Here is a 25,526-nt window from a genome sequence, read left to right on the forward strand (position 1 = left end):
ATCACAGGGCAGGGGGGAACCTCTGCCGCTTCCGGCCGCGCGAAAACCCGGGCAGGCTGCGCCTGCCGGAGAGAGACGTCGCCGCGCCTCCGGCGCCGCGCACTCTCCTCTCCGTTGTCAGTCGCTGTTGCCCCGGAATTCGCGTATTATCAGGGATATCTTCCTGTAAAGCAGACCGGTGATGCATATGTCAAAGTGGAATATCGCCTCTTTTTCAAAGGAGGAGCAGGATAAAGTTGCCGTCGATAAGGTGGCCGCTGCTGTTGCCTGGCAGGAACGCATGAACAAGCCCGTCATGCCGGAACTTGTTGAACGGGAACAGCCTGAACACCTGCGCGAATATTTCCGTGAACGGCTCTGCGTACATCGACTGAACAGTCAGCAGCTGCCGCGCGCAAATGCGCCCGAATATAATAAACCCGGAGATGAGCAGCAGAAGTGATTCTTATAGTCAGTGTGTCCAGGGAGGAAATTTTATGCGTATGTCTCTGATGTTTGCAGCCGTGACGCTTTTAACCGGTATTAACCTGTTTTTTATTCCGTTTCAGCCTGTTCCGGCTCTGTGGGGGGCTATCCTGGCCGTTGCTTTTGTTCTGATTAATGTCGTGGCGGATAAGCTGCGCCTCTGGAGTGGCATTGCGTGGATTATCGTTGCCGGCATCATCATAACGCTGATGCTGAAGGGGAAAGAGCCGGGTGACGAATTACGCGGGTTGATCACCGTTTTTGCTTTCCTGGCTTCGGCCTGGTACTGCGTTGTACAGTACAGAAAAGAGCAGGGCGAATCTCAGTCCTGACCTGACCGGTACCCTTCATCTTGCTGCTGCTCTTCCTCTGGCTTTGCCTCACTTTCCTTTCACACAATCTGCTCCGGGGCCACCTTCGGCTCCTGACCCGCTGGCGCGGTTCAGTCGTCGAGCCACACTCCGCTAACCGCGAAAAGACGCGGTAAGCTCCGCCGAACCCGCTACGCGGTTTCGGGCCTGGCGGCTAGTGTCTGATGTCTGACGTCAGGGTCAACGGCAGCGCTTGCTGCGACCGTCCCGGTCGCGCCGCTTTCACCGTGCCGGCGAAGGACTGCCGGCACTCTGCGGGGCAACGCCGTTTCGCGCCCGCGCGCTCCGTCGTTGCGGCGGGTGCCTGCTCCTTTCCCCTGGTACCCGTATCACCCGTTTGAGTCCATTCGCCGGGGCTGAGACAAGCACAACCCGTCTTGCTGTCCAGGGGACGGCAGGGCCTTTCGCAATAAATTTTTCCCGGCCATTCCGCTGCCGCTTCATTAGGCCGAAAAAAATTTCCCGCTCACCCCCGGACATCTGCACCGGGCCGTGCTCGTTTACGCCCTCGCGGTGAACGGCTCTCAAACGGGTGAAGGTTATATCCAGGGGCAGGTTCAGCAGGTCCCCGGACAAAGTCAAAACCGCGGCCCCGGCAACTCAACGGGTGATGGTTAAAAAATTAAACAGGTGAAGGAGAATAATATGCGTTTAGCATCCCGATTTGGACTTACTCAATCCATTCGTCAGGAACGCCCACTGACTAACGATGAATTAGTCAAGGTTGTACCTTCTGTGTTTTCAGAAGAAAAGCATAATTCACGTAGTGATCGCTATACCTATATTCCAACTATTACACTGCTGGATAAATTACGTGAAGAAGGTTTCCAGCCATTTTTTGCCTGTCAGTCACGAGTAAGGGATGAGGATAAACGGGGGCATACTAAGCATATGGTAAGACTTCGCCGTGAAGGGGCCAATAAAGGAACAGAAGTACCCGAAATCATTCTTCTTAACTCGCATGATGGATCGTCCAGTTATCAAATGATCCCGGGTATGTTCCGTTTTGTATGCACAAATGGCCTTGTGTGCGGTACGTCGTTTGGTGAGATTCGTGTACCTCATAAAGGTGATATTGTTGGAAGGGTTATCGAAGGTGCTTACGAAGTTCTGGGAATTTTCGATAAAATAACTGAAGGCGTTGATGTCATGAAGTCTATTACATTAACCAGGGAAGAACAGCGTCTGTTTGGACAAGCTGCATTAACCTACCGATATGAAGATGAAAATAAATCTCCGGTCAGTATTGAACAGATAATTCATCCGCGCCGTTATGAAGATAAAAAAGATGACATCTGGACTACATATCAAAGGGTCCAGGAAAATCTGATTAAAGGCGGTTTGCCTGGCCGAACTGAAAAAGGGAAAAGAACAACAACCCGGCCAGTAAAAGCAATCGATGGTGATGTTAAACTCAATAAGGCATTGTGGTTAATTGCGGAGAAATTCCGCACTCTTAAAGGCTAATTATAAGCGCCGGGCAGCTGTCCGGCGTTTTGATGGTGGGAATACTTATGTTTGAATTTAAAGCTGTCTGTATCAGTATTTCACATATGGAAGAAGGTGATATCAGAGTTCTTCAGGTGCTTTCATCAACAACCAATTATCTAACTTGCGATAGTTACTTAGAGTGGATACATGATACACCTTATGGTTGTGTTATAAGGATGTATGATTTCAAACGCCATCTTCTGGCGCTAAAAAGAGGTGGGGTGTCAAAATTTTTACGCAAAAATCTCATACTAATGCACCGGGAGGGCGGGTATCTGCTTTTTCATTTTGATAGTGATGCCGATTATTATCCAGGTATAGATGCCGTAGATTTTTAAGAAATTCAAGCCTTCTTATATCAGAAGGTTTTTTAGTTCATGGCGATTTTCTGATCTTTAGAAGAAGTTCGTTTGCTTGCTTTGATAGCCGTGTAGTAGTAATGGATCTTCTTCGCATACTCGTAACGTCTTGCTGCCTGGCGCGGGGTCTTTTTGAAGCCTGCATTGTATGCCCCGACTGCATCCCACGAAACGCCCCACTTTTTAAACGCCTGAGCCAGATAATAGGCTCCGGTGTAGATGTTAAGACAAGCATCGCTAAGAAGATGATCCGGTTTTATTCCATATCGCGACAGTTCGTTGAAATGCTGCGAGTCAATTTGCATCAAGCCTGATCCATAACCCGTAACAGGATTACGCCCAATCGCATCAATTTTAAATCGTGATTCTTGCCATGATATAGCACGCAGGAGATCCGGATCAATTTTGTAATCCCTGCCAGCCATATCAAAGCAGTCTGCTGCCATTGATGACAATGGTATTAAAGACAGGATGATACCAAACGCTACTCCCTTCATGAATTCCCCTCCGTGCCAAATCCCGGAATAACCTTAACCCATCCAAGACCGAGACTCAACATATATGCACTCCTCACCACAAAATCACCACACCCCACGCAAAATTAAAATTTTGCAGATTGTTCTTTGGTTTCAGTTGCTTATGGTTAGTTATATTATGCTGTGTTATATATTGTTATATATATGCAAGTCGTCAAAGACTTTTCGGTGAGTTTTGTATGAGTCATATAAAACTCGCCTACAACTCGTCTATTAAAAATCAGTGGGTTAACCAGACTTAAGTCGGGACTTAAGTTGTTGAGTGAGTTGTATTGCAAGTTGCTTGAACTCTAGACTTAAGTTTAGAGTTGTTTTAATTGAATGATCACGATATCGTTGTGGCGAATATTGTTCTTGTCACCATATTAAGAAAGGAGTTCATATGGCTAGGGTTCAGGCATATCCCAGTGATGAGGTAGTCGATAAAATCAATGCCATAGTTGAAAAGAGAAGAGCTGAGGGTGCGAAGGAAAAAGATATTAGTTTTTCCAGTGTGGCCACAATGCTCCTTGAACTTGGTCTTAGGGTTTATGAAGCCCAGATGGAACGGAAGGAGTCCGGATTTAATCAGAAGGAGTTCAATAAAGTATTGCTTGAGAATGTTATGAAAACTCAGTTTACTATTTCGAAAGTACTGGCGATGGACTCTCTTAGCCCACATATAAATGGCGATGATCGTTTTGATTTCAAATCAATGGTTATGAATATACGAGACGATGCCAGAGAGGTTGTGGAAAGATTTTTCCCATCACAGGATGAGGAGGAATAAGATTGTTCCAGTCTCTGTATAGAGACTAATTAACTTTAGTATTTGTGCCTGTCTAAAGTTAATAAAAAAGAATAATGATCTAGGTGCTGGAAGTGACACGGAGAGTCAGGAGTTATAAAATGGAATTAGTGCAGTGATTAAAATTTGTTGAAGCGTTAGCGCCTGGGGTTTGCCCCCCCAGACGCCAACTATCCATAGTGTCCTTTAGTGGAGGCGCCTATGTGTGCGAAGGATCGTAGTCAAAATACGTTTGTCAGTCAAACGGATTCCATTCATTCTTTAGGTGAGATGCTTAACATTTCATCTTCCCTGTCATTTATTCGTAATGCCCGTGGTGAGTTAATTCACACCAGCCCACTTTTTGACAAGGTTTTCTTAACACGTACCGATGTTGACTCATGGTTTTCCTCTCTTCCACTTGAAACAGGTATGGAGTTGGTAAAGTCAGAGATTAATGTTTTATCAGAACGTTCTGCTTGCATTGTTAGAGATGTTCGCATCGATGGCTACGTATGGGATGTTTTTATAGAAAGCCTATCAGTTAATAATGAGTTCTACAGTAAATGGGTCTTTGTCAGGGAAACCTACGATGTTGGATTTATTTCTAACCCTTTTGCTGACGTGGGGAGAAAAATTGAAAAGTATATCTCTAGTTTGTCTTCAAGAAAGGATGATAAATGGAAAATACTCAATTTGTATGCCATAGGTTTAACACATTCAAAAATTTCTGCTATCACTGGCGTATCAGAAAAAACATCAAGAAATGTTGTGAGTGATTTTAATAAAGAATTTGCTTTCGATAGCAGGGATAACCTTATACTCTCGTTATTTTATTCTGTAAGTTATTACAGGCTGGCAATGAATATCATGGATATATTAAAGCCTTGTGTTAATGATTTGTTAAAGTGATAGGGACATTTCCGGTAAGGGAATGTAAAAATAATTTACTCACATTCCCTGGATTATTTGTTTACTTTAGTCGTTCGTAATGTAAAGATTTATTATGTGATATTAATATTTCTATGGGAGGCATGATTGGCAAGAGCGGTTAGGAGTAACTCAAGACCAGCACCAGGGCTTCATGTGCTTCTTCGTCTTGATGAAGATACAAATCGTCTTTTAATAAAAGCAAAAGACAGAAGTTCAAGAAGTAAGACTGCAGAAGCTTACATGCGTCTTAGAGACCATTTAGAGAGGTTTCCAGACTTCTATAATTCTGAAACTGTGGAGGGAAAAAAAGCACAATAAAACTTTCTTAAAATCAATGGACTGTTCTAAACAGGTTATGTCTGATATTTAAATCCATTTTATTCATTGGGTATAAACATGAATACTGTATTAACTGTGCAGGGTAGCTCTGTAGCTGTTGAAAACAAAAAGTCTGTTCTTTCGCGCATCTTTAATAAAAAGAATGTGCTGAAAGCTGCTAAAGGAATTTTGCCGCTTGCCGTTCTGGCTGCTGTATTCCCACAAGCAGCACTGGCCACTACTACCGGTACGGATTTAATGAAGACCGGTGATGGCACTGTAAAAGCAACTTTTGGTTCAGGTTCCAGTGTCGTGAAATGGGTGATTCTGGCTGAGGTTATTGTCGGCGGCATCATGTACATGATGACCAAAAACGTTAAGTTCCTGGCCGGTTTTGCCATCCTGTCGGTATTCGTTACCGTCGGCATGTCTGTTGCTGGATATTAATTTTCCTGCGGCAGATTTTCCCCTGTCTGTCGTTCTCCGGCAGATGTAATACCACTCGTTATTAAAGAAGGATTTTTACATGACTACAGCATTATCCATTCAGAGTGCTGAAATGAGTAAGGGTGTTAAGCCTTCTCTGCGTACCCGTCTCTTCAGCAAGGCCAAAATGCTGAAGGCGGCAAAAGCCGTTCTCCCTGTTGCTGTTCTTGCGGCAGCTTTCCCTGAAGTAGCGATGGCCACCACCACCGGTACCGATCTGATGAAGTCAGGTGACGGTACGGTTAAAGCCACATTTGGTAAAGGGTCAAGTGTCGTCAAGTGGGTGATCCTGGCGGAAGTTATCGTTGGCGGCATCATGTACATGATGACCAAAAACGTTAAGTTCCTGGCTGGCTTCGCCATTCTGTCGGTTTTTGTCACCGTCGGAATGTCGGTCGCTGGTTACTAAGAGGGCGTGAATGATGACCGGGGACGAACTCAAAAAGTACCGTTTCCCGGAAACATTGACGAACCAGTCCCGTTGGTTCGGTCTGTATCTCGATGAACTAATCCCGGCCGTAATCTGTCTCGGCTGGGGTTTCTGGACCAGTAAGTTTTTGTTCGGTCTGGTAGCGGCAATTCTGGTTTTCCTGGGCATCAAAAAACTGAAAAAAGGGCGGGGCAGTGCCTGGTTACGCGATTTGATTTACTGGTATCTGCCTACGTCCCTTCTTAAAGGGATTTTCCATGATGTCCCGGACTCCTGTTTCCGGCAGTGGATTAAATAATAGTACGGAGTAACTAACATGGAACACGGCGCTCGTCTCAGTACCACCCGTGTCATTGGTCTGGGGTTTATCTGTCTCGGTACCGTCACAGTACTGAGCCTGGCCACCAATGTTATTCAGGGCATCAATAACTACCGCCTGCAAAATGAGCAAAAGGTTGCGGTGACGCCCATGTTATATAACGCCCCTTTCGCGGTATCACAGAACCAGTCTGATGCATCCTATCTGGAACAGATGGGCCTGAGTTTTGTTTCATTGCGCCTGAATGTCACCCCTGAAACCGTGGATGCTCAACACGAACAGCTGCTGAAGTATGTGTATCCGGCATCGCAGAACAACCTGAAAATTCAGCTTGCTGAGGATGCAAAACGGATTAAGGACAATAACGTTAATTCCAGTTTTTACTGGACGTTTGTCCGTGCCTACCCGGTAGAAAACCGTGTTGAAATTCGAGGGGAGCTGAAGACCTGGATTGGGGATTCCAGGCCTTATTCAGAAATTAAACATTATGTTATTCAGTTTAACCGTTTAGATGGGATCAGCTGGCTGACACGTTTTGGAGAGGTGACTGATGAAAATCGTTAAACCCCTGTGTGTATCCGCCTGTCTGAGCCTTTGTCTGATGACACCGGCAATGTCTGCCACGGTAAGCGGAACGCTTGCACCCACAGTGGTACCACTGACAAATGGTGGTCAGGCAAACATCGCGGTCAGCAACACGGATCCTAATCTGTTTATGGTTCCGGGCGATCGCATCACCGCCATTAACAGTCTGGATGGCGGTCTGACGAACCAGGAGCAGACAGACAGTGGCGGAGCCATCCTGGCAACCGTCAGTAAAAAACCATTCACTTTCATTGTTGAGACAGAACGCGGACTGAATTTCTCAATTCGTGCCGTTCCGCGCGCGGGGGCAGGCCGGACTATTCAGCTGGTCTCCGAACTGGCCGGTACTCCCGGCCCGGCGAAGTCCTGGGAAGAGTCTTCACCGTATGAAAGCCTCCTGGTATCACTAAATCGTGCCGTTCGTCAGGGTGGAATGCCTGAAGGGTACCAGCCCGTTCCTGTCACGTCGGAAACCTTAACCGTTCCAGCAGGGCTGAGTGCAAAGGCAGAAAAAGTGTGGACAGGGCATCACCTGAAAGTGGTTCGTTATGCCGTGGATAACGTGTCGCTTTCTCCACGTATGGTCAAAGAAAGTGATTTCTGGCAGCCAGGTACGCGCGCCATCATGATCAGCGGGACAGCGGGTCCCCTGTTGAGTGGCGGACGCCTGCAGGTCTGGGTCACCACAGCAGAGGGAGATCGCTGATGGCCAACATTAATAAGCTGGTCAAGAACAAACAGTTTATGTGGCTGGGTGTCATCGCCGTATCTGCTGTCGCCATTATCGGTGGCGGTATGTATCTCTCTGATCTCGAGGTTGGTTCCGATGATGCCGCCCAGACGCAGAACGAACCCGCGCCGGACATGACGGGGGTAGTGGACAGTCGTTTCGATACCAAAGTTCAGCAACATGCGACAACTGAAATGCAGGCGACAGCAGCTGATCTGACAAAGCGTTTTGATGCACTTCAGAACGAAGTGAACCTGTTGAATAAAGGTCGCGGTGAAGATCAGAAGCGTATTGAGCAACTCACTACGGAAAACCAGGCAATGCAGGACCAGTTAAACAAGCTGGGTGTGAAGCCGACCACGACCAGTGGTGAGCCTGTTCCGAAACCACCGATCCCTGCACCGGGACCGGAGGGTGAGCCGCAACCGGCGAATTTCCCGCCGCAACCTGCAGGTGCTGTTCCACCACCCACGTCATTCTATCCGGGTAACGGGACTACACCGGCGCCACAGGTCAGTTATCAACCTGTACCGGCCCCTAACCAGATCCAACGACGTACATTCAGTTATGACAAAGGTAAGAAGGCAAAAACACTGCCGTACATTCCTTCAGGTAGTTTTGCGAAAAGCATTCTGATTGAAGGTGCGGATGCGAATGCCTCTGTCACCGGTAATGAATCTACGGTTCCGATGCAGGTCCGTCTGGTCGGCCGTGTGGAAATGCCTAACAGCAAAACTTATGACCTGACTGGCTGTTTTGTTGGCCTCGAAGCATATGGTGACGTTTCAAGTGAGCGCGCGATTGTCCGTACCCGAAATATCAGCTGCATCAAAGGTGATAAGACTATCGATCAGCCAATTTCAGGCCACGTTTCCTTTATGGGGAAAAACGGTGTGAAAGGTGAAGTCGTGATGCGTAACGGAAAAATCCTCGGCTGGGCGTGGGGAGCTGGTTTTGTTGATGGTATTGGTCAAGGGATGGAACGTGCGGCACAACCTTCTGTTGGAATTGGTGCGACGGCATCCGTTGGAGCCGGTGATGTGCTCAAAATGGGCGTTGGAGGAGGTGCATCTAAAGCAGCGCAGACACTGAGTGAGTATTACATCAAACGTGCAGAACAGTATCACCCTGTCATTCCAATTGGTGCCGGTAATGAGGTGACCGTTGTGTTCCAGGATGGATTCCAGTTGAAAACGATTGAAGAACTGGATGCAGAGAAAAACGGTAAGCAGCAGGAACAAAATCAGGAACAGCAGCCGCAACAACCTCAGCAGGCAGGTGCATCCCTGAACGGCTTCAGTACTGACCAGATGCTGAAACAACTCGGGAAATTAGATCCCCACCAGTTTTCACCTGGTGCCATGTCAGAGGGGAACAACAATGGCTAGGCAGAAAATGGAGAAAAGTAATCCGCTCCCGGAAACGTCTGGTCATACCGTTCCTGTCGGAGATACGGGGGCCGGCAAAACAACCATTATGTCGAAAATGGTATTTGCCTTGTCAGATACAAACCAACTGGAGAAAGTTTATGGTGCCATGAGTTCGGAAGAGAGAGACAGATTTACTCAGGAAATTAAAGCTAACACCCTATTCAGGATGAACCTGAAAAAGAGCTAATAACAGGCGGAGAATATTATGAAGGAATTAATTCTGTTAATTCCTCTGGGCAGCGCATTGCTTTTAACCGGATGCGCAGGAACGGAGACTGATTTTCAATGTAACGCAACAACATCGGATACCTGTATGACGATGGAACAGGCCAATGAAAAAGCTAAGGCGAAAGAGGAACGCAGTGAGGCAAAGCCGGTTGCGGCCGGGTTGCCTCGACTGGCTGACGGTAATTTCAGAACGACGTCAGTAAATTCATACCCGTTGCCGCCACAACCTGATTTAGTACAGGCGAAAGCCCCAGCGGCTGTAGTAGTAAATAAAAGTACCCCGTCATTATTAAATGTCAGGGGGTCGGTAAATAAGCCTGGGTATATACAACCCGTTACACCCCAGGTTATGCGTCCGGTGACAGTATCAACATTTACATCACCTCAAACTGTACCGGGCCAGTATCCGAGACCATTAAGAAAAGGTGAGCAGACAACATCATTATGGATCGCTCCCTATGTGGATTCCGATGATGTATATCATCAACCAACGACAGTGTTATTTGTGGTGACCCCATCAACCTGGGGACAACCTCGTCTTAATTAATTATCAGCGCCATGACTGGCGCTGCTGGAATGCTACTGCTGGATTAAAACGAGTGCCCTCTGCGTTGAAAGGGATGGGCGGTAGCGTGTTTGTGATGTCAGGGATTTCAGTTTATGGTGTTAAATATTGATTTTATAAAGTATCTGTATTTACTGATGAAAGAAGATTCATCGTATGTCATTCTGAGCATTGCCCTTTTTGGGGTGATTCCAGCACTGTTGATGTCAAGCGTATTACGGATTAAAAACAGAACGAAGCGCTTCCTGTCGTTAATCATTATTATGGTGGTTTCATTTGGAACTCTTTCATTGCTCCAACCAGAAAGTAAGTACAAAGCAATATTAATCAATAAGCAAAATACTGAATATACATTACAACACTGCAAAGTATCGGCATTTAACGCGCAGCCAGAAACACCATTTACCAGTGCAAAAGATGCCTGGTCTTGTCCGGATAGCGTAACACGGTATATGGATGTGAAATACAGGGATAATGGCATTCACAGCCTTTCTGATAAAAAGGAGTAACGGTATGCATGCTTACATAAACGGTATGGATGTGTGGTGGATTTTAGTCATTGATCTGGTGATGTTAATTGCAGGGATCATCGGGGTGTTCTTAGCACTTATTCTTCCCGAACATTATCAATTCAGGGGCAAGCTTTTTCTGACAGGCGCGTTCACTGCGATTATTGGCATTGCAATCTGTTTCGTTATGGTGAGGTTAACCTATAGTGCCAGCGAGATCGATGCTGGCCGGCACTGGAAAACAGAGTGCTCACTTATTGAAGCCAATGTGCAGACCGGTTTTTTGAATGACGCCGTCAACAAATTAAGGTGTGAGGGAGTTATTGTTAATGTTCCGGTGTATGCCTATGAGGCCTACACTGAACAGTGGCAGTTATTACAAAAGAAAAAAGGTGGGGAATAAAATGACTTTCCTGAAAAGATACGGCTTTCTAATTTATCCTCTAATGTACTGGTCTGTTTATCTCACTTTGAGGTATCTGCTAACTAAATCTCCAGATCAAAGTACAGAGGAGTTTCATACCACTTTGCGTCGTGAGCTGGTTTTTATTATATGTAGCCTTGGTGTGTATTATTTCTTGTGTGTGTCGGTAACGAGTTATTATGAGGTTCTTCGTCTCGGTATCTTATCAACACTGATTATTCATAGTGCATTGCTCATTATCACGCTTCTGGTATCACTCTGGAACGGAAAGATTGTTATGGGTGAGGTGATATTTGCACAGTTGATGGCGGCAAGAATAATTCTTTTCTTTATGCCGTTTACTTTATTTTATTATCGGGAAAGATAAATATCGAGCATCTTGACTTTCCCCCTCAAAAAAATATGAAAATCTATTTTTGTTCCTCAAGAAGGAGTTAACCTGTGAGTCTGAACCCTATTGAGTCGGTAGCCAAAGCAGTTAATACATTACTCACAGCGCTGAAGCTACCTGATGAATCTGCAAAAGCAAATGATGTTCTGGCCAGTATGGATTTCCCTCAATTCAGTCGCGTTCTGCCATATAAGGATTACGACAGTGAAACAGGGTTGTTTATTAACCAGAAGACAGTCGGTTTTATTCTGGAAGCCAGGCCTCTACCAGGCGCCAATGAACATATTGTAGGTTCGCTTGAGAACCTGCTGAGAACGAAATTACCGCGTAATGTTCCGGTCACCATTAATCTGGTTTCCAGCAAGCTGGTTGGCGATGATATCGAATATGGCCTCCGTGAGTTCAGCTGGAGTGGTCCTCAGGCAGAAAAGTTTAACGCCATTACGCGAGCCTATTATGTGCGTGCAGCAGAGAAGCATTTTGCGCTGCCACCGGGAATGGATTTACCGCTGACGCTCAGAAACTACCGTGTATTTATCTCCTGCAGCATGCCGCGTAAGAAAAATTCGAATGCGCAAATCATCGAGCTTCAGAACCAGGTCAAGATAATCCGGGCCTCACTGCTTGGCGCGCAAATACCGACTAAGGCACTGGATGAGAAGGGCCTTGTGGAAATGGTCAGTGAACTGATTAATCCAAATCCAGGTGAGATGTACCGGAGGCCTAAAAAGCTGGATCCTTACCAGGAGCTGAATTACCAGTGTGTTGATGACAGCTTTGATATGGAAGTGATGGCGAATCATCTCAACATTGGCCTGCTGGACAAAAATGGGGTGGAACGTCATACCCGGGTGCTCAACTATCATCTTGCACGCGACCCGGAAATTGCGTTTTTGTGGACCAGTGCAGACAACTACGCCAACCTGCTGAACCCGGAATTGTCTATTTCCTGTCCCTTTGTCATTACGCTTACCCTGATGGTGGAAGACCAGGTTAAATCACAGAACGAAGCGAACCTGAAGTTTCTCGACCTGGAGAAAAAGAGCAAAACGTCATACGCGAAGTATTTCCCCTCAGTTGAGAAAGAAGTTAAGGAGTGGGGGGATATTCGCCAGCGACTGTCTTCCAATTCCTCTTCACTGGTGTCCTATTTTTTCAACGTTACGGCGTATACCGAAGACGATCCGGAAGCGGCACTGGCCACTGAACAGGAAATACTGAACAGTTTCCGTAAGGGGGGCTTTGAACTCATCGCCGCTCGCTATCAGCAGATGCGTAATTTCCTGTCGATTCTGCCTTTTAAGGCGGGAGAGGGGATATTTAAGGAACTGCAGGCGGCGGGGGTAGTTCGCCGTGCTGAAAGCTTTAATGTGGCAAACCTGATGCCGGTGGTGGCCGACAGTCCACTGGCTCCTTCCGGTCTGCTGGCGCCTACATATCGTAACCAGCTGGCTTTTATCGATCTCTTCTACACCGGCATGAATAACACCAACTTTAACATGGCGGTATGCGGTACTTCCGGTGCGGGGAAAACAGGCCTGATACAGCCGCTTATCCGTAGCGTCATTGATGCCGGTGGTTATTCCTGGGTATTCGATATGGGGGATGGTTACAAATCACTGTGCGAAAACATGGGGGGTGTGTATCTCGATGGCGATACGCTGAAATTTAACCCGTTTGCGAACGTGCTCGATGACAATAACTTCGATGCATCTGCAGAGCGTATCCGTGACCAGCTTTCCGTCATGGCCAGTCCCAATGGGAATCTTGATGAAGTCCATGAAGGCCTGCTGCTTCAGGCGGTCAAAGCGGCCTGGCTGACCAAGCATAACAAAGCCCGAATTGACGATGTGGTGGATTTCCTGCAGGAAGCCAAAGACAGCGAAACCTATGCAGACTCACCGACGATCCGCAGCCGTCTGGACGAAATGATTATTCTGCTCGACCAGTACACGGTGAACGGGATTTACGGCAGCTACTTCAACTCTGATGAACCGTCACTCAATGATGATGCCCGTATGGTTGTGCTGGAGCTGGGGGGGCTGGAGTCCCGGCCATCTCTGCTGGTTGCTGTGATGTTCTCGTTGATTATTTATATCGAGAACCGCATGTACCAGACACCCCGTAACCTGAAAAAACTGAACGTCATTGACGAAGGCTGGCGCCTGCTGGACTTCAAAAATGAGAAGGTCGGCACCTTTATCGAGAAGGGCTACCGTACCGCACGCCGTCACCTGGGTTCGTATATCACTATTACACAGAACATTGTCGATTTTGACTCAGATACGGCTTCCAGTGCTGCACGTGCCGCCTGGGGGAACTCCTCATACAAAATCATCCTTAAACAGTCTGCCAAAGAGTTTGCCAAGTACAACCAGCTTTACCCCGACCAGTTCACGCAGCTGCAGCGCGACATGATTAACCGTTTTGGTTCGGCTAAAGACCAGTGGTTCTCCTCCTTCATGCTGTCGGTGGAGGCGCATTCATCGTGGCACCGGTTGTTTGTCGATCCACTCAGCCGCGCCATGTATTCATCCAGTGGTGCTGACTTTGAGTACATCACACAACGAAAACGCGCCGGGGTGAGTATTCACGATGCCGTGTACGAACTGGCCTGCCGTAACTTCCCGGATGAAATGGCAGACCTGGAGGCCCGGGTGGCCATGAATAATACAAGGAGTGCTGCCTGATGGAAAAAAATATCAGAAATCGTCTGTTTACCCGACGTGCCCTTATCACTGGCGGGCTGATGGTTGCCATTCTTGCCGCCAATGCCGTGGTGACCCGGATCATGATAGCGCACAGCACACCTCGTGTTGTCGCGTTTGATATGAAGAAAACGCTCGATAACTTCATGGACAGTGTCAGCCGTAAGCAACTGACGGAAAGCCAGTCTAAGGCACTGTCGGATCGTTTTAACGATGCGCTGGAAAAAAGTCTGGATGACTGGCAGCAGAAAAACCATGTGCTGATTCTTGTTTCTCCTGCCGTGGTTAATGGGGCGCCTGACGTCACGCTGAGTATTCAGCGTGATATTGCGAAGCGGATGCAGGGAGGCAGGGAATGAAAATGATCCGCGGGTCGCTCTTTGCTGTATGTCTTGTCTCCCCGCTTACCCGGGCAGCTGATCTGGGTACATGGGGCGACCTGTGGCCCATACAGGAACAGGATATGTTATCGCTGATAACCCAGCGCCTTGAAGCGCTGGAGAAGTCCGGGCGATGGGGGCAGGAGATGGAGGCCTTTAAGGAGCGGGTGAAGACCAACAGCCAGCGCCCGGCTCCCGTCGAGGGGATAAAGAAAGCGGATAAATATGAGCAGCGCTGGTTTGATCCCAGCATCAAATTAACTGAAGACCTGAAGGATCAGAACGGTGTGCTGTTCGCCCGGAAAGGGCAGGTGCTTAATCCGCTTAAAACCGTTCCTTTTATGCAGACGCTTTACTTCATTGACGGTGATGATCCGGACCAGTTGGCCTGGATGAAACGCCAGGTACCTGAGACGTTAATCAGCAAGATTATCCTCGTTAAAGGCAGCGTCCCGGATACATCGGCGGCGCTCGACAGCCGGATTTATTTTGACCAGAACGGCGTGCTGAGCCAGCGCTTTGGACTGACGGCAGTACCCGCGCGGATCACCCCGGCCCCCTCGGGAGAACGACTGAACATCGAATACTTTCCACCCACGCGATAAGGATGTTTCTGTGAAACGTATTTTGTTTTTCATGGTGGCCTGCCTGCTATGGAGCCACAGTATGAATGCCGCTGCCGACCCGTCGTGTGAAGGACGATTTGTAAATCCCATTACAGATGTCTGCTGGCGTTGCATTTTCCCCTTATCGCTGGGGAGTGTGCAGGTGGGGAAAGGAGATCAGCCGGACACGCCTAATCCCGGCAGCCCGATACAGTATTGCCCGGCCCCACCCCCAATCTTTGTACGCATTGGTCTGGCTATCGGTTACTGGGAACCGATGGCCATGACCGACGTCAGCCGATCACCTGGCTGCATGGTGAATCTGGGGGGATTCAGTATCAATCTCGGTAAAACAGGGATGGGGACGGCCAAAAAGGACGACAAACAGGTCAACGGGGCGTTCTATCACGTGCACTGGTACAAATACCCACTGACGTACTGGCTGAACATCATCACATCAGCAGGTTGCCTGGAAGGCGGAGATATGGACATCGCCTATCTCTCTGAGATTGACCCGACCTGGGTGGACAGCAGTCTGACCACGATCCTGAATCCGGAAGCCGTACTGTTTGCCAACCCGATCGCTCAGGGGGCCTGTGCGGCCGATGCCATTGCCAGTGCTTTCCACTTACCACTTGACCCGTTGTTCTGGTGTGCCGGCTCGCAGGGCTCCATGTATCCCTTCAGTGGATGGGCCAGTAACGAATCCAGCCCGCTGCAATCCTCGGTTCTGCTCAGTGAGCGTATGGCCTACAAGCTTCACCGACAGGGCCAGATTATGGAAACGGTCGGCGCCGATACCGCAGTCTGTTACGAATATCCGTCGCCGATTATCCCTAAAGAGCGCTGGCGCTATCAGATGGTGAATATGTATCCGGACAGCGGGCAGTGCCATCCCCTCGGGCGCAGTGTGATGCGCTGGGAGGCCGGTCGCAACCCGCCTAATACCCGGAAGAATTTTGGTTACCTCATGTGGCGCAAACGTAACTGTGTTTTCCTCTGAAAGGAGTCTTCTGTGACACAACTGAATATTTTTATCCTCACGCTTTTACTCACCGGTACCGCTGTGGCAGCTGGCAGTCCGGGGAGCCCGACAACGGCTGACCGGGAGTGGCTGAAGCACCAGGAAGACTTCAGCGAGCAGTTACGCCAGCACCCGGACAAGCAGCTGCAGCAGGAACTGGAAGCGCAGATTAACCGTAACCCCCTGGCGAAAGCCGATCGCCAGTACATCGATAATCTGGCCAGCCAGCAAAGGGCGTCAGCACAGGGAAAACCCTCTGAAGGTGCGCTGTACTTCGTGTCGTTTTCTGTGCCGGAGGAAGGTCTGAAACGCATGCTGCATGAAACCCGCCAGTATGGCATTCCGGCCACGTTGCGCGGACTGGTCAATAACGACATGAAGGCAACCACCGATGCGGTGATGCGGCTGGTTAAGGATGGAGTTACAGACGGCGTCCAGATCGACCCGACGCTTTACTCACAATACAACATTCGCAGCGTGCCCGCCCTCGTGGTGCGCTGCAAAGCAGGGTTTGATGTGGTTCGGGGCAATATCCGGCTGAAACAGGCGCTGGAAAAGGTGGCGGAGAAAGGGGACTGTGCGGATATCGCCCGTCATATGCTGGGAGGTAACCAATGAGAACACTTCCGGCCATTCTCTTTGTTCATGCCCTGGTTCTGGGGACGTTTATCTGGTTTGCAGGACCAGCCTGCGCGGACAGTAACACGGATTACAGGGCAGGTTCTGACTTTGCAAAACAGGTACAGGGGGGCGGTCTTGATGCCCTGAAAAACTTCAACGGCGAGCAGAATCTGCCGGGGTATACGAAAGATCCCGAGCAAAAGAAATACTACGGTGGCGTGACAGCCGGTGGCGACAGCTCACTGAAAAATGACTCTGCTTCCCAGTGGGCCGGGAGTGAAGTCGGACAAAGTATTACCGAGTCATTTACCAACCGTCCTCCGGACAGCATCTCTCCGGACGCCCCGTTTATCCAGAACGCCAAAGATATTGAATCACGATCCGACACTATCATCGGCAATACCGGACAGGAGTGTAAGGCGGAAATCGTTAACCGGAGTGAATTTAAAAACTACACCTGTGAACGTGACCTGCAGGTTGAGCAGTACTGTACACGAACAGCCACGATAACCGGACACTATGAGGAAACCACGGTTATCAAAACGTATACCGTGCCGAATAACCAGTTCAGCTACAGCTATGACGGTAACAAAAGTGTGATGCTGACATTCCGCGCTCCGGCCACGGGAACGGTCCTGAGTGCATCAGCAGCGCTGCATTTTAATGACAAAAATATGTACTACCGCATGACCTGGTGGGGAGTAAATGAAGACTCCGTTGCCAAGAGGGACAACAGCTGGTCCCTTCCTGGGGCGACTGGCGCCTATCTGACCGAGGGCGGCTCTTCTCCGCAGGGCGTCATCCTCAACAAGAACTGCCTTAGCGGTAAGCAGAGTCGTTGCCGGGAATATGCCCGCAAGACACAAAACTGGTTACAGGGCGGTTCAGAGGCCTGGATGAGTGTCACGCTGACCATGCGTGTGACGGAAAAAAAATGGGTTCCGGACGTGAAATGGGTCGAGTTCTGTCCATTCAGTAAAGACGAAGGCAAGCAGACCACGACGGAATGCATTGAGCCAGGCGGAAACCGGACGGTTAACCAGGATGGTAATGTTTACCAGGTCTACCAGGCCTGCTGGAAATACCGTGATACGTATATTACCCAACCTTCTGATTACGGTTCATGCCAGACACTGATGGACAACCATAATTGTACGCTGGCATCCCGGCAATGCGCATTCACTTCTGATGACGGAACCTGTCTTCATGAATATGCCACGTACTCCTGCGAAACCAGAACCACCGGTAAACAGATGATTTGTGGCGGGGACGTGTTCTGTCTCGATGGTGAATGCGATAAAGCGGCCAGCGGCAAAAACAATGATTTTGGTCAGGCAGTGGCGGAGCTCGCCGCCCTGGCGGCGGCAGGGAAGGACGTTGCGGCACTGAACGGGGTGGATGTCAGGGCGTTCACCGGGAAAGCGAAATACTGTAAAAAATTTGCAGCAGGCTTCAGTAACTGCTGCAAAGACAGCGACTGGGGCCAGGATGTGGGGCTGGCGCGCTGCAGCAGTGACGAAAAAGCCCTCGCTAAAGCCAAGAAAGATAAGCTGACCGTCAGTGTGGGGGAATTCTGCTCTAAAAAGGTGCTGGGTGTTTGCCTGGAGAAAAAAAGAAGCTACTGCCAGTTCGACTCAAAACTGGCGCAGATTGTTCAGCAACAGGGCCGGAATGGCCAGCTGCATATCAGTTTTGGTGGCGCCAGCAGTCCGAATTGCCGCGGTATCACGGTTGATGAACTCCAGCGTATTAATTTCGACTCACTCGATTTCACTAATTTCATGGAAGACCTGATGAAGAATCAAAAAATTCCGGATAACGATGCGCTCACCAATAAAACCAAAGAGCGTATAAAAGAAATTATGAGTCAGCAATCCTCGAAATAATCAGGGGGTAAAATGAAAGTTATATTCTCTTCAGGCTGTGTTACGGATTTCCTGATTAGATTATGCCTCACTGTTATTGTCTCATCACCGGTAATTATATGGTCATGGGATACGGTAAAACAAACCACGGGCAGTGATATTATCACTGCTGTGTTTTTCATCACTATCCTCGGTGGGTTCTGGTTTCTTCTGTACGGCTTTTTATCTTCACTGATAGACCTGCTGAAACCCGCTGGCGAAAACAGAACAAAAAGAAAAGAGAGGGGGGAATGAAAGAGGAAAACCCTAAATGGCCGGTTATCGCGATCGTTGCTGTGTTTATCTTATTTATGACGGGTATGATGTGTTACGGACTCATCCGGGATAAGCGAGAGGTACTTTTTCATATTACCAATCAGTTTTATGGTGTTAATTGTGAAAAAAGTTCAGGTATCGCCTGGGTAATAAAAAATGACTATCGTCAGGATTTAACGTTTCATGATTATGCGGTGTTCTGCAATGACACTGGTTTTTCAGGGAAGCAAATTAACACAGGTCACGAAATTCAGATAAATAAAGGCGTTATCTATAACGCTTTGTCCGGTAATAAACATCAGAAATAAAGATGAAGGTGTCCCATGAAAATGAAACGGCTCGTACTGCTGCCCGTTGTGCTGGGTTGCGCCGTTATGTCTGCCTGGGGGAAGGATGCGGGATGGCAGTGGTATAACGAACCACTGAAAACAACCGACCCGGATCCACAGCCGAACCCGCAGCCACCCCAGCAAATGGATATTCTGCAGAAGCAGGCAGCTCTGCAGCAGGCAACGAAAAAAGCATTAGCCGAAGCCATTATGTATCCATCGGTACCGGCTTTTGTGAAATATTTCCGCCTCCAGAATTACTGGACGCAGCAGGCAGGCTTATTTTCGATGAGCGCCAAGAAAGCGTTTCTTGAACATCCGGAGCTCGATTACAACCTACAGTTCAGCCACTACAACGGCACGGTTAAAAACCAGCTCGCGGCCGATTACGCGGAACAGCGTAAAGCCATATCGGCCATTGCTCAGCATTTCGGTGTGATGTTCTTTTACCGCGGCCGGGAGCCAATTGACGGGCAACTGGTTCAGGTGCTGAGTAACTTCCGTGAGACCTACGGGTTGAGTGTTATCTCCGTCTCTGTTGATGGCGTGGTTAACCCGTTACTACCGGACTCACGCGTGGACCAGGGACAGGCAGAACGGCTCGGCGTGAAGTATTTTCCGGCCATGATGCTGGTTGACCCGAAAAGCGGACAGGTTAAACCGCTCAGTTACGGCTTCATCAGCCAGGACGATCTGGCGAAGCAGTTTCTCTATGTTTCCAACGACTTTAAACCCAATTTTTAAGGAGAGCGTGATGCGTAAATTTCGCATGCCAGATCTGGATATCACGGGAACATGGGTGGTGGCCGTCGGCGTGTTTTTCCATCTCATTGCCCGTCTGGTGCGTAAACAACCGGAGATGGCTGTTGAGATGGGAGAAGGACTGGGTATAGCCATGATGATTTTCGGTGGTTACCGCATCATTAATGCCCTGATTGCGCAGGCTGAGAAAGAGGAAAAGGACCGTGAAAATCATCCTGAACATTAATCACCGCGCGCGGCCGGTAATGCTTTTCTTCGTCCTGCTGCTGTCAACATTTGCTCAGGCCGGCACGCTTGATGAGGTGAAATCGTTGTACAACCCGAAAGGTCTGACCGGAGAGTCGGCAGATCAGGCGCCAGTGGTAACCGCCACACCACCCCGGACCGGAGCGGCTCCTGTCTGGTACCGCCTCAGTAACGGTCGTCAGGTGAATCTGGCGGAGTGGAAGGTGGTGCTGTTTATGCAGGGGCACTGTCCGTACTGTCATCAATTTGATCCGGTACTCAAAACGCTGTCAACGCAGCATGGGTTTTCGGTCTTTCCTTACACGCTGGATGGTCAGGGCGATCAGGCATTCCCGGAGGCGCTACCCGCTCCACCTGAAGTGATGAAGACCTTTTTCCCTAACATTCCGGTCGCCACGCCAACCACGTTTCTTGTCAACGTGAACACGCTCGATGCTTTCCCGATATTGCAGGGCGCAACGGATGCTCAGGGCTTTATGGCCCGGCTCGATACCTTATTTCAGATGATGGAGACACCGAAAAATGGACAAGGTTAAGTCGGTAACATTGCTCAGCGGCCTGTTGCTCGGGTTGTCCTTCTCGGCAGCCGCAGACGTCAACGGCGACATGAACAACTTTTTCAATAAGCTCGGGTTTGCCTCAAATACGTCTCAGCCGCAGGTATGGCAGGGGCAGGCCGCGGGCTACGCTTCGGGCGGTTCTCTGTATGCCAGAACACAGGTGAAAACCATCCAGCTGGTCAGTATGACTCTGCCGGATATTAATGCCGGTTGCGGCGGTATCGATGCGTATCTCGGTTCATTCAGCTTTATCAACAGTGAACAGCTGCAGCGCTTCGCCAAACAAATAATGAGTAACTCCGCAGGATACTTTTTCGATCTGGCACTGCAGACCACAGTTCCTGAAATTAAAACGGCAAAAGACTTCCTGCAGAAGATGGCCAGCGACATCAACAGCACCAACCTCAGTTCATGCCAGGCTGCGCAAGGCATCGTCGGTGGTCTGTTTCCCCGAACTCAGGTTGCGCAGCAGAAGGTCTGCCAGGACATTGCCGGTGAAAGTAACATCTTCGCTGACTGGGCTGCATCCCGACAGGGATGCACTGTGGGCGGAAAGATGGACAGCGTCCAGGATAAAGCGAGCGATAAAGACAAGGAACGCGTGATGAAAAACATCAACATCATGTGGAACGGTCTGTCAAAAAACCGGCTCTTTGACGGTAATAAGGAGCTTAAAGAGTTCATCATGACCTTAACCGGGACACTGATATTCGGTGAGAACGGCGAAATCACACCGCTGCCGGCGCGCACTACCGACCAGGATTTGATCAAGGCCATGATGGAAGGGGGCAGCGCTAAAATCTATCACTGCAATGATTCGGATAAATGCCTCAAGGTCGTGGCAGATGCCACCGTCACCATCGCCTCGGATAAGGCGCTGAAGAACCAGATTTCGAAACTACTCAACAGTATCCAGAACAAGGCCGTTGCTGATGAAAAACTGACTGAGCAGGAGAAAGGGTTTATTTCAAGCACTACTATCCCGGTATTCAAATACCTGGTAGATCCCCAGATGCTTGGGGTGTCTAACTCGCTGCTTTATCAACTGACCGACTATATCGGTTACGACATTCTGCTGCAGTACATCCAGGAACTTATTCAGCAGGCCCGCGCCATGATGGCGACCGGGAATTACCCGCAGGCGACAATAGATATGATCCTGCAGAACCTTGACCAGGCCACGCAGCAAATCGCCACGTTCCAGGCGCGCGTACAGGTCCAACAGGATGCCTTACTGGTTGTCGATCGCCAGATGAGTTACATGCGTCAGCAGGTATCAGCAAGGATGATGACCCGCTACCAGAACAATTACCACTTTGGCGGAGGTATGTGATGCAGGAAGTGTATGTTATCGCCGGGGGCGACTGGTACCGGCATGTACTGAACGCCGTTGCGGCGTTTATGCAGACCGAAAACTGGAAAATTATCGAGAGAATGTGTATCGGTTTTTCCGTTTTGATCGTGGCAGGGAGCTGGATTAAAAAACACAGCGTGATGGATATGCTGGGATGGGTATTCTCGCTGACACTGGTATCGATGCTCGTTTTAATAAAAACCCCAGTACAGGTCATCGATTACTCTGAACCCTCATCGGTGTATCAGGTGGATAATGTGCCGATTGGCCTTGCGATTCCGGCATCCCTTACGACGCGCATCGGGAACGCGTTTGTACAGAGCTATGAAATGGTGATGACACTGCCGGACAGTTCGGTCTACAGCAAAACGGGCATGCTCTTTGGCAGCAACCTGGTGGCGAAAAGTACCGATTTTATGTCGCAGAATCCGGAGATTGTCACGCTGTTCTCCGATTACGTTCAGAACTGCGTTATTGGCGATATGCTGCTGAATCACAAATATTCGTTCGAAGACCTGATGCATTCAACAGATCCCTATACGCTGATTTTTTCTAACCCCAGCCCGTTAAGAGGCATATTTGACAAAAACAACCAGTTTAAAACCTGTCTTGAAGCGTCAGTCGATCTGAAGTCAGCGCTGGCGCTGGATACCCAGACGGGTGGAAAAACCTGGAACTATTATGTCCGCCAGATTTTTGGTGGCCGTCCGAACCCGGATGTGCTGATGTCCAGTTTACTGGGCGATAGTTACCAGACGTTCTATCACAACAGCCAGTCTGCCAGCCAGATTATCCGTCAGAATGTCACCATCAATGCCCTGAGAAGTGGGATACAGAGTTATGCAGCCCGCAGTGCAGATTCGGCGAGCCTGATCAATATTGCCACCACATCATCACTGGAAAAACAGCGTCTGGCGCAGGCATCAATGGGGCAGCAGGCACTGAGAACGTTGCCGATGATGCAGACCGTTATTCTCGGGATGATGATTGGCATGTTCCCGATTATTGTGATGGCGGCCATGTTCAACATGCTGACCATGCAGGTGCTGAAGGGGTATGTTGTCGCCCTGATGTGGCTGCAGTGTTGGCCGATTTTATACGCCATCCTGAACAGTGCCATGGCGTTCTATGCTGCCAAAAATGCCACGCCGGTGGTGTTATCTGAAATGTCACAGGTACAGTTGCGTGACTCTGATATTGCCACGACCGCAGGTTACATCTCGCTGATGATTCCTGGCCTGGCCTGGATGATGATAAAAAGCGTGGGGGCAGGTTTCTCAAATATCTACAGCCATTTTGCTTCCTCTGGCCTCAGTGCCACCTCTCAGGCGGCTTCCGGTGTTGTAGACGGGAATTACTCTTACGCCAATATGCAGACTGATAATGTCAGCGGGAACAGCTGGAATACTAACAGCACCACTGCATTTGGCCAGATGACCCGGCAGCTCTCTAACGGTGGTATGGGAACCCAGACACGGGATGGTTCAATGGTCTGGGATACCAGTGGCGCCATGTCGAAACTGCCGGTAGATATCAACGTCGGACGTCAAATTGCCAGCGCACAGCAGCAGATGGCCAGAGAATCAGAAGTACAGGCTGAAAGCGCCCTGCATGGTTATAACCAGAGCGTAACGAGCGCCTGGAATACCCTGAAGCAGTTCGGTACCAATATGGGGACCAGTTCCTCAATGACGACGGGGGCAGACAGTACTGAATCCTCTCAGGATACGATGGCCAGAAGCAAAATGTGGAATGCTGTTGTTGCTAATGCTAAAGCAAATAACATCAGCAATGAGGAGTCGTTCCAACAATTAATGGATGATTCGACTAAAAGTTCTCAAGCTGCGGATATTCATGCATCTGGTAAGTGGAGCTCAGGAGATCAACTATTCGGTAAATTAGGCAAGTGGGGAACTGGGCTATCTGCGGAAGCGGGTGTAAAAGGGAGTGCCGGGTGGACCCATAGCTCGGGCGATACTGATAATGTCAGTTCTTCAGGGCGGGAGTCACATGACAGTAGACACGATACTAGCAGTCAGGCAGCCAAAGACTTCAGAGAAGCTTCTGATTACTTTACTAGCCACAAAACTACAACTTCTGGAAATGTTACTGATAATAATGCATCTTCCCGTGTTGACCAGTTTGCAGCATCGTTGTCCAGCGCGAAAAACAGCTATGACCAGTATACAACCAGTAAGACCCGCAGTCATGAATATAGTGAAATGGCTTCACGTACTGAGAGCATGAGCGGACAGATGAACGAAAACCTAACTCAACAGTTTGCTAATTTTGTCCAGAGACAGGCGCCGCAGAATGCAGAGGCTATTCTGACGGATACCAGTTCACCTGAAATTGCCGCACAACGAGAGGCCCTGGCCAGAGACTTTGTAAAATCTCAGGTAGAGCCGAAAATTGATGGGGCATACCAGGAAGCCAGAGGAACGGTCGGAAATAATATGGGCGGTGTTTCAACCAGTGGAGGCAGAGAAGACGTTGCTTCTGACTATGGTCAGCATTCCGGAAGTATTGACAATATGACCGCACATGCAGGCATTAAACAGGATGTTGGTAAGAGCGTGGGTACGTTGGTTTCGGAGAACAGACAGGCTCACCAAAATACTCGGCAGGAAATAATCAACCAAGAAAATGACGTTAAAAAACAGCATGCAGATCTGGAAAACAACCATAAAACAGAGGGAAATAACTTCCATAATACATATAATGAGAAGAAGGGAAAGGTAAGTAATATGCCGGGAGCAGCCTCTTCCAAAGAGCTTGAGGAAAGGGCTACTAAACTTCAAAAGGATTATCTTGATGGGAAGAAATGAGAATGATGATTAACAATAAAGTCATTTTTGAAGAGGTGGAAGAGTTAAAACATATACTTTCACAAGGGGAAGTGGACATACCTTCCTTTTGGACATGTTTATGGCCTGGACTGGTTATAGTTGCTTGGAATGCACTTTGTTCTGTAATTAGTGTCGAAAGTGGTTTTTTTTCAAGCAGATATATATTTAGCGCGATGATTTTTCCATGCGGTGTTGGGTTCATAATTATGCTTGGCGTCGCTAGTGCGCGTTCGCTGTTTTTGTCAGTGCCAAGAACCTTTAGACTTAATTCATTTTTATATCGATTCTTTGGTAAAAAAATTATGGTATACACGATTACATATATGGTTGTGATCGTTCTGCTTGCCTTATTCAATCGTGTGTATTATAACTCACCATTACCTTTTGCATTCATGATTATTTTAACAACTATTTGTTGTGGTGTGGTAATGCATTTAGACTTTGGGCGATATCAACTATCATTGCTTACATCCGCAATAAGTACATTTAAAAGCAATAGGCTTAATAGCTAAGTTTTTCTTGAAGTTAAGTTAATACTATTGATTGGGATTTTTTAGATTAAAGGGCGTTGA

The 25,526-nt window shown here is 48.6% G+C and carries 32 protein-coding genes; 31 read left to right on the top strand and 1 reads right to left on the bottom strand.

From position 1 onward, the window contains the following. Window positions 1–187: 187 nt before the first annotated feature. The 4 genes from SK50_RS22460 (at window position 188) to SK50_RS22475 (ending at window position 2,665) form a co-directional block, all read left to right on the top strand. Window positions 188–442 carry a DNA polymerase III subunit theta gene (locus SK50_RS22460; protein ID WP_024191981.1) on the top strand — a complete coding sequence of 85 codons (255 nt, stop codon included), beginning with the start codon at window positions 188–190 and terminating at the stop codon, window positions 440–442. A gap of 34 nt (window positions 443–476) precedes the next feature. Then, a complete protein-coding gene (locus SK50_RS22465; protein WP_001568049.1) occupies window positions 477–797 on the top strand; it encodes a hypothetical protein in 321 nt (106 codons plus the stop codon). 684 nt (window positions 798–1,481) lie between these two features. Beyond that, complete coding sequence (locus SK50_RS22470) at window positions 1,482–2,303, top strand: DUF932 domain-containing protein (protein WP_001568111.1); 822 nt, start codon at window positions 1,482–1,484, stop codon at window positions 2,301–2,303. A gap of 32 nt (window positions 2,304–2,335) precedes the next feature. Continuing rightward, window positions 2,336–2,665 (top strand): DUF5983 family protein, encoded by a 330-nt coding sequence (locus SK50_RS22475; protein ID WP_011977736.1) that lies wholly within the window; start codon window positions 2,336–2,338, stop codon window positions 2,663–2,665. A gap of 32 nt (window positions 2,666–2,697) precedes the next feature. Here the strand turns inward: SK50_RS22475 and SK50_RS22480 are convergent, their stop codons facing one another. Continuing rightward, window positions 2,698–3,183 (bottom strand): transglycosylase SLT domain-containing protein, encoded by a 486-nt coding sequence (locus SK50_RS22480; RefSeq protein ID WP_001568108.1) that lies wholly within the window; start codon window positions 3,181–3,183, stop codon window positions 2,698–2,700. Between the two features lie 421 nt (window positions 3,184–3,604). Between SK50_RS22480 and traM the strand changes: the two genes are divergently transcribed. The 27 genes from traM (at window position 3,605) to SK50_RS23595 (ending at window position 25,466) form a co-directional block, all read left to right on the top strand. Then, complete coding sequence (gene traM, locus SK50_RS22485; protein ID WP_001568107.1) at window positions 3,605–3,991, top strand: conjugal transfer relaxosome DNA-binding protein TraM; 387 nt, start codon at window positions 3,605–3,607, stop codon at window positions 3,989–3,991. A 219-nt stretch (window positions 3,992–4,210) separates the two neighbouring features. Beyond that, window positions 4,211–4,900, top strand: a complete 690-nt coding sequence (locus SK50_RS22490) for a helix-turn-helix domain-containing protein (protein WP_001568106.1) — start codon at window positions 4,211–4,213, stop codon at window positions 4,898–4,900. A 174-nt stretch (window positions 4,901–5,074) separates the two neighbouring features. Beyond that, window positions 5,075–5,239: a TraY domain-containing protein gene (locus tag SK50_RS23575; RefSeq protein ID WP_071594636.1), complete on the top strand. Its 165-nt coding sequence runs from the start codon at window positions 5,075–5,077 to the stop codon at window positions 5,237–5,239. Window positions 5,240–5,317: 78 nt separating this feature from the next. Beyond that, complete coding sequence (gene traA, locus SK50_RS22495) at window positions 5,318–5,686, top strand: type IV conjugative transfer system pilin TraA (protein ID WP_001568105.1); 369 nt, start codon at window positions 5,318–5,320, stop codon at window positions 5,684–5,686. Window positions 5,687–5,765: 79 nt separating this feature from the next. Then, window positions 5,766–6,134 (top strand): type IV conjugative transfer system pilin TraA, encoded by a 369-nt coding sequence (gene traA, locus SK50_RS22500; protein WP_001568104.1) that lies wholly within the window; start codon window positions 5,766–5,768, stop codon window positions 6,132–6,134. A 13-nt stretch (window positions 6,135–6,147) separates the two neighbouring features. Then, entirely contained in the window at window positions 6,148–6,453 is a 306-nt protein-coding gene (gene traL / locus SK50_RS22505) for a type IV conjugative transfer system protein TraL (RefSeq protein ID WP_024191986.1), read from the top strand. Between the two features lie 18 nt (window positions 6,454–6,471). After that, window positions 6,472–7,038, top strand: a complete 567-nt coding sequence (traE, locus tag SK50_RS22510; RefSeq protein WP_001568102.1) for a type IV conjugative transfer system protein TraE — start codon at window positions 6,472–6,474, stop codon at window positions 7,036–7,038. Next, window positions 7,025–7,765, top strand: a complete 741-nt coding sequence (gene traK, locus SK50_RS22515; protein WP_001568101.1) for a type-F conjugative transfer system secretin TraK — start codon at window positions 7,025–7,027, stop codon at window positions 7,763–7,765. Before traE ends, traK begins: the two co-directional genes overlap by 14 nt. After that, a complete protein-coding gene (traB, locus tag SK50_RS22520) occupies window positions 7,765–9,177 on the top strand; it encodes an F-type conjugal transfer pilus assembly protein TraB (RefSeq protein WP_001568100.1) in 1,413 nt (470 codons plus the stop codon). The genes traK and traB overlap by 1 nt, the downstream gene beginning before the upstream one ends. Beyond that, entirely contained in the window at window positions 9,170–9,406 is a 237-nt protein-coding gene (locus tag SK50_RS22525; protein ID WP_001568098.1) for a hypothetical protein, read from the top strand. Before traB ends, SK50_RS22525 begins: the two co-directional genes overlap by 8 nt. 18 nt (window positions 9,407–9,424) lie before the next feature. Beyond that, a complete protein-coding gene (gene traV, locus SK50_RS23580) occupies window positions 9,425–9,994 on the top strand; it encodes a type IV conjugative transfer system lipoprotein TraV (protein ID WP_001568094.1) in 570 nt (189 codons plus the stop codon). Between the two features lie 113 nt (window positions 9,995–10,107). Next, a complete protein-coding gene (locus tag SK50_RS24245; RefSeq protein ID WP_001568093.1) occupies window positions 10,108–10,521 on the top strand; it encodes a hypothetical protein in 414 nt (137 codons plus the stop codon). 4 nt (window positions 10,522–10,525) lie between these two features. Then, window positions 10,526–10,924: a hypothetical protein gene (locus SK50_RS23765; protein WP_001568092.1), complete on the top strand. Its 399-nt coding sequence runs from the start codon at window positions 10,526–10,528 to the stop codon at window positions 10,922–10,924. 462 nt (window positions 10,925–11,386) lie between these two features. Continuing rightward, window positions 11,387–14,026 (top strand): type IV secretion system protein TraC, encoded by a 2,640-nt coding sequence (gene traC / locus SK50_RS22545; RefSeq protein WP_001568090.1) that lies wholly within the window; start codon window positions 11,387–11,389, stop codon window positions 14,024–14,026. Further along, window positions 14,026–14,403, top strand: coding sequence for a type-F conjugative transfer system protein TrbI (gene trbI, locus SK50_RS22550; protein WP_001568089.1), 378 nt, complete (start codon window positions 14,026–14,028; stop codon window positions 14,401–14,403). The genes traC and trbI overlap by 1 nt, the downstream gene beginning before the upstream one ends. Continuing rightward, window positions 14,400–15,029, top strand: coding sequence for a type-F conjugative transfer system protein TraW (gene traW, locus SK50_RS22555; RefSeq protein ID WP_001568088.1), 630 nt, complete (start codon window positions 14,400–14,402; stop codon window positions 15,027–15,029). The genes trbI and traW overlap by 4 nt, the downstream gene beginning before the upstream one ends. Before the next feature lie 31 nt (window positions 15,030–15,060). Further along, window positions 15,061–16,032, top strand: a complete 972-nt coding sequence (gene traU, locus SK50_RS22560; protein WP_176602138.1) for a conjugal transfer pilus assembly protein TraU — start codon at window positions 15,061–15,063, stop codon at window positions 16,030–16,032. A 12-nt stretch (window positions 16,033–16,044) separates the two neighbouring features. Then, entirely contained in the window at window positions 16,045–16,671 is a 627-nt protein-coding gene (trbC, locus tag SK50_RS22565; protein WP_001568086.1) for a type-F conjugative transfer system pilin assembly protein TrbC, read from the top strand. After that, window positions 16,668–18,560, top strand: a complete 1,893-nt coding sequence (gene traN / locus SK50_RS22570; RefSeq protein ID WP_048230010.1) for a type-F conjugative transfer system mating-pair stabilization protein TraN — start codon at window positions 16,668–16,670, stop codon at window positions 18,558–18,560. Before trbC ends, traN begins: the two co-directional genes overlap by 4 nt. Window positions 18,561–18,572: 12 nt before the next feature. Further along, window positions 18,573–18,833, top strand: coding sequence for a conjugal transfer protein TrbE (gene trbE / locus SK50_RS22575; protein ID WP_001568084.1), 261 nt, complete (start codon window positions 18,573–18,575; stop codon window positions 18,831–18,833). After that, window positions 18,830–19,162 carry a hypothetical protein gene (locus SK50_RS22580; RefSeq protein ID WP_001568083.1) on the top strand — a complete coding sequence of 111 codons (333 nt, stop codon included), beginning with the start codon at window positions 18,830–18,832 and terminating at the stop codon, window positions 19,160–19,162. The genes trbE and SK50_RS22580 overlap by 4 nt, the downstream gene beginning before the upstream one ends. Before the next feature lie 15 nt (window positions 19,163–19,177). After that, window positions 19,178–19,927 carry a type-F conjugative transfer system pilin assembly protein TraF gene (gene traF / locus SK50_RS22585; RefSeq protein WP_001568082.1) on the top strand — a complete coding sequence of 250 codons (750 nt, stop codon included), beginning with the start codon at window positions 19,178–19,180 and terminating at the stop codon, window positions 19,925–19,927. Window positions 19,928–19,937: 10 nt separating this feature from the next. Then, window positions 19,938–20,171 (top strand): type-F conjugative transfer system pilin chaperone TraQ, encoded by a 234-nt coding sequence (traQ, locus tag SK50_RS22590; RefSeq protein ID WP_001568081.1) that lies wholly within the window; start codon window positions 19,938–19,940, stop codon window positions 20,169–20,171. 19 nt (window positions 20,172–20,190) lie between these two features. Further along, window positions 20,191–20,727, top strand: a complete 537-nt coding sequence (gene trbB, locus SK50_RS22595) for a type-F conjugative transfer system pilin assembly thiol-disulfide isomerase TrbB (RefSeq protein WP_032160235.1) — start codon at window positions 20,191–20,193, stop codon at window positions 20,725–20,727. Further along, complete coding sequence (traH, locus tag SK50_RS22600) at window positions 20,714–22,084, top strand: conjugal transfer pilus assembly protein TraH (RefSeq protein ID WP_001568079.1); 1,371 nt, start codon at window positions 20,714–20,716, stop codon at window positions 22,082–22,084. The genes trbB and traH overlap by 14 nt, the downstream gene beginning before the upstream one ends. Beyond that, a complete protein-coding gene (gene traG / locus SK50_RS22605) occupies window positions 22,084–24,933 on the top strand; it encodes a conjugal transfer mating-pair stabilization protein TraG (protein ID WP_001568078.1) in 2,850 nt (949 codons plus the stop codon). Before traH ends, traG begins: the two co-directional genes overlap by 1 nt. Before the next feature lie 2 nt (window positions 24,934–24,935). Continuing rightward, window positions 24,936–25,466 (top strand): hypothetical protein, encoded by a 531-nt coding sequence (locus SK50_RS23595; protein WP_001568077.1) that lies wholly within the window; start codon window positions 24,936–24,938, stop codon window positions 25,464–25,466. Window positions 25,467–25,526: the final 60 nt, after the last annotated feature.

This window comes from Enterobacter sp. BWH64 (genome assembly GCF_001037645.1).
Lineage (GTDB): Bacteria > Pseudomonadota > Gammaproteobacteria > Enterobacterales > Enterobacteriaceae > Enterobacter > Enterobacter hormaechei_C.

What these genes read in the sequence shown, in the direction of transcription:
- traH (WP_001568079.1), top strand. Translation starts at nt 20,714, where the DNA reads ATGGACAAGGTTAAGTCGGTAACATTGCTCAGCGGCCTGTTGCTCGGG.
- traL (WP_024191986.1), top strand. Translation starts at nt 6,148, where the DNA reads ATGACCGGGGACGAACTCAAAAAGTACCGTTTCCCGGAAACATTGACG.
- traU (WP_176602138.1), top strand. Translation starts at nt 15,061, where the DNA reads ATGGTGGCCTGCCTGCTATGGAGCCACAGTATGAATGCCGCTGCCGAC.
- traK (WP_001568101.1), top strand. Translation starts at nt 7,025, where the DNA reads ATGAAAATCGTTAAACCCCTGTGTGTATCCGCCTGTCTGAGCCTTTGT.
- SK50_RS22475 (WP_011977736.1), top strand. Translation starts at nt 2,336, where the DNA reads ATGGTGGGAATACTTATGTTTGAATTTAAAGCTGTCTGTATCAGTATT.
- SK50_RS22580 (WP_001568083.1), top strand. Translation starts at nt 18,830, where the DNA reads ATGAAAGAGGAAAACCCTAAATGGCCGGTTATCGCGATCGTTGCTGTG.
- SK50_RS22470 (WP_001568111.1), top strand. Translation starts at nt 1,482, where the DNA reads ATGCGTTTAGCATCCCGATTTGGACTTACTCAATCCATTCGTCAGGAA.
- traV (WP_001568094.1), top strand. Translation starts at nt 9,425, where the DNA reads ATGAAGGAATTAATTCTGTTAATTCCTCTGGGCAGCGCATTGCTTTTA.
- traE (WP_001568102.1), top strand. Translation starts at nt 6,472, where the DNA reads ATGGAACACGGCGCTCGTCTCAGTACCACCCGTGTCATTGGTCTGGGG.
- traW (WP_001568088.1), top strand. Translation starts at nt 14,400, where the DNA reads ATGAAAATGATCCGCGGGTCGCTCTTTGCTGTATGTCTTGTCTCCCCG.
- trbB (WP_032160235.1), top strand. Translation starts at nt 20,191, where the DNA reads ATGCTTTTCTTCGTCCTGCTGCTGTCAACATTTGCTCAGGCCGGCACG.
- traA (WP_001568104.1), top strand. Translation starts at nt 5,766, where the DNA reads ATGACTACAGCATTATCCATTCAGAGTGCTGAAATGAGTAAGGGTGTT.
- traA (WP_001568105.1), top strand. Translation starts at nt 5,318, where the DNA reads ATGAATACTGTATTAACTGTGCAGGGTAGCTCTGTAGCTGTTGAAAAC.
- trbE (WP_001568084.1), top strand. Translation starts at nt 18,573, where the DNA reads ATGAAAGTTATATTCTCTTCAGGCTGTGTTACGGATTTCCTGATTAGA.
- SK50_RS22490 (WP_001568106.1), top strand. Translation starts at nt 4,211, where the DNA reads ATGTGTGCGAAGGATCGTAGTCAAAATACGTTTGTCAGTCAAACGGAT.
- traG (WP_001568078.1), top strand. Translation starts at nt 22,084, where the DNA reads ATGCAGGAAGTGTATGTTATCGCCGGGGGCGACTGGTACCGGCATGTA.
- traM (WP_001568107.1), top strand. Translation starts at nt 3,605, where the DNA reads ATGGCTAGGGTTCAGGCATATCCCAGTGATGAGGTAGTCGATAAAATC.
- traQ (WP_001568081.1), top strand. Translation starts at nt 19,938, where the DNA reads ATGCGTAAATTTCGCATGCCAGATCTGGATATCACGGGAACATGGGTG.
- traB (WP_001568100.1), top strand. Translation starts at nt 7,765, where the DNA reads ATGGCCAACATTAATAAGCTGGTCAAGAACAAACAGTTTATGTGGCTG.
- SK50_RS22480 (WP_001568108.1), bottom strand. Translation starts at nt 3,183, where the DNA reads ATGAAGGGAGTAGCGTTTGGTATCATCCTGTCTTTAATACCATTGTCA.
- trbI (WP_001568089.1), top strand. Translation starts at nt 14,026, where the DNA reads ATGGAAAAAAATATCAGAAATCGTCTGTTTACCCGACGTGCCCTTATC.
- SK50_RS23595 (WP_001568077.1), top strand. Translation starts at nt 24,936, where the DNA reads ATGATGATTAACAATAAAGTCATTTTTGAAGAGGTGGAAGAGTTAAAA.
- SK50_RS22525 (WP_001568098.1), top strand. Translation starts at nt 9,170, where the DNA reads ATGGCTAGGCAGAAAATGGAGAAAAGTAATCCGCTCCCGGAAACGTCT.
- traN (WP_048230010.1), top strand. Translation starts at nt 16,668, where the DNA reads ATGAGAACACTTCCGGCCATTCTCTTTGTTCATGCCCTGGTTCTGGGG.
- SK50_RS24245 (WP_001568093.1), top strand. Translation starts at nt 10,108, where the DNA reads ATGGTGTTAAATATTGATTTTATAAAGTATCTGTATTTACTGATGAAA.
- SK50_RS23765 (WP_001568092.1), top strand. Translation starts at nt 10,526, where the DNA reads ATGCATGCTTACATAAACGGTATGGATGTGTGGTGGATTTTAGTCATT.
- traF (WP_001568082.1), top strand. Translation starts at nt 19,178, where the DNA reads ATGAAAATGAAACGGCTCGTACTGCTGCCCGTTGTGCTGGGTTGCGCC.
- SK50_RS22460 (WP_024191981.1), top strand. Translation starts at nt 188, where the DNA reads ATGTCAAAGTGGAATATCGCCTCTTTTTCAAAGGAGGAGCAGGATAAA.
- SK50_RS22465 (WP_001568049.1), top strand. Translation starts at nt 477, where the DNA reads ATGCGTATGTCTCTGATGTTTGCAGCCGTGACGCTTTTAACCGGTATT.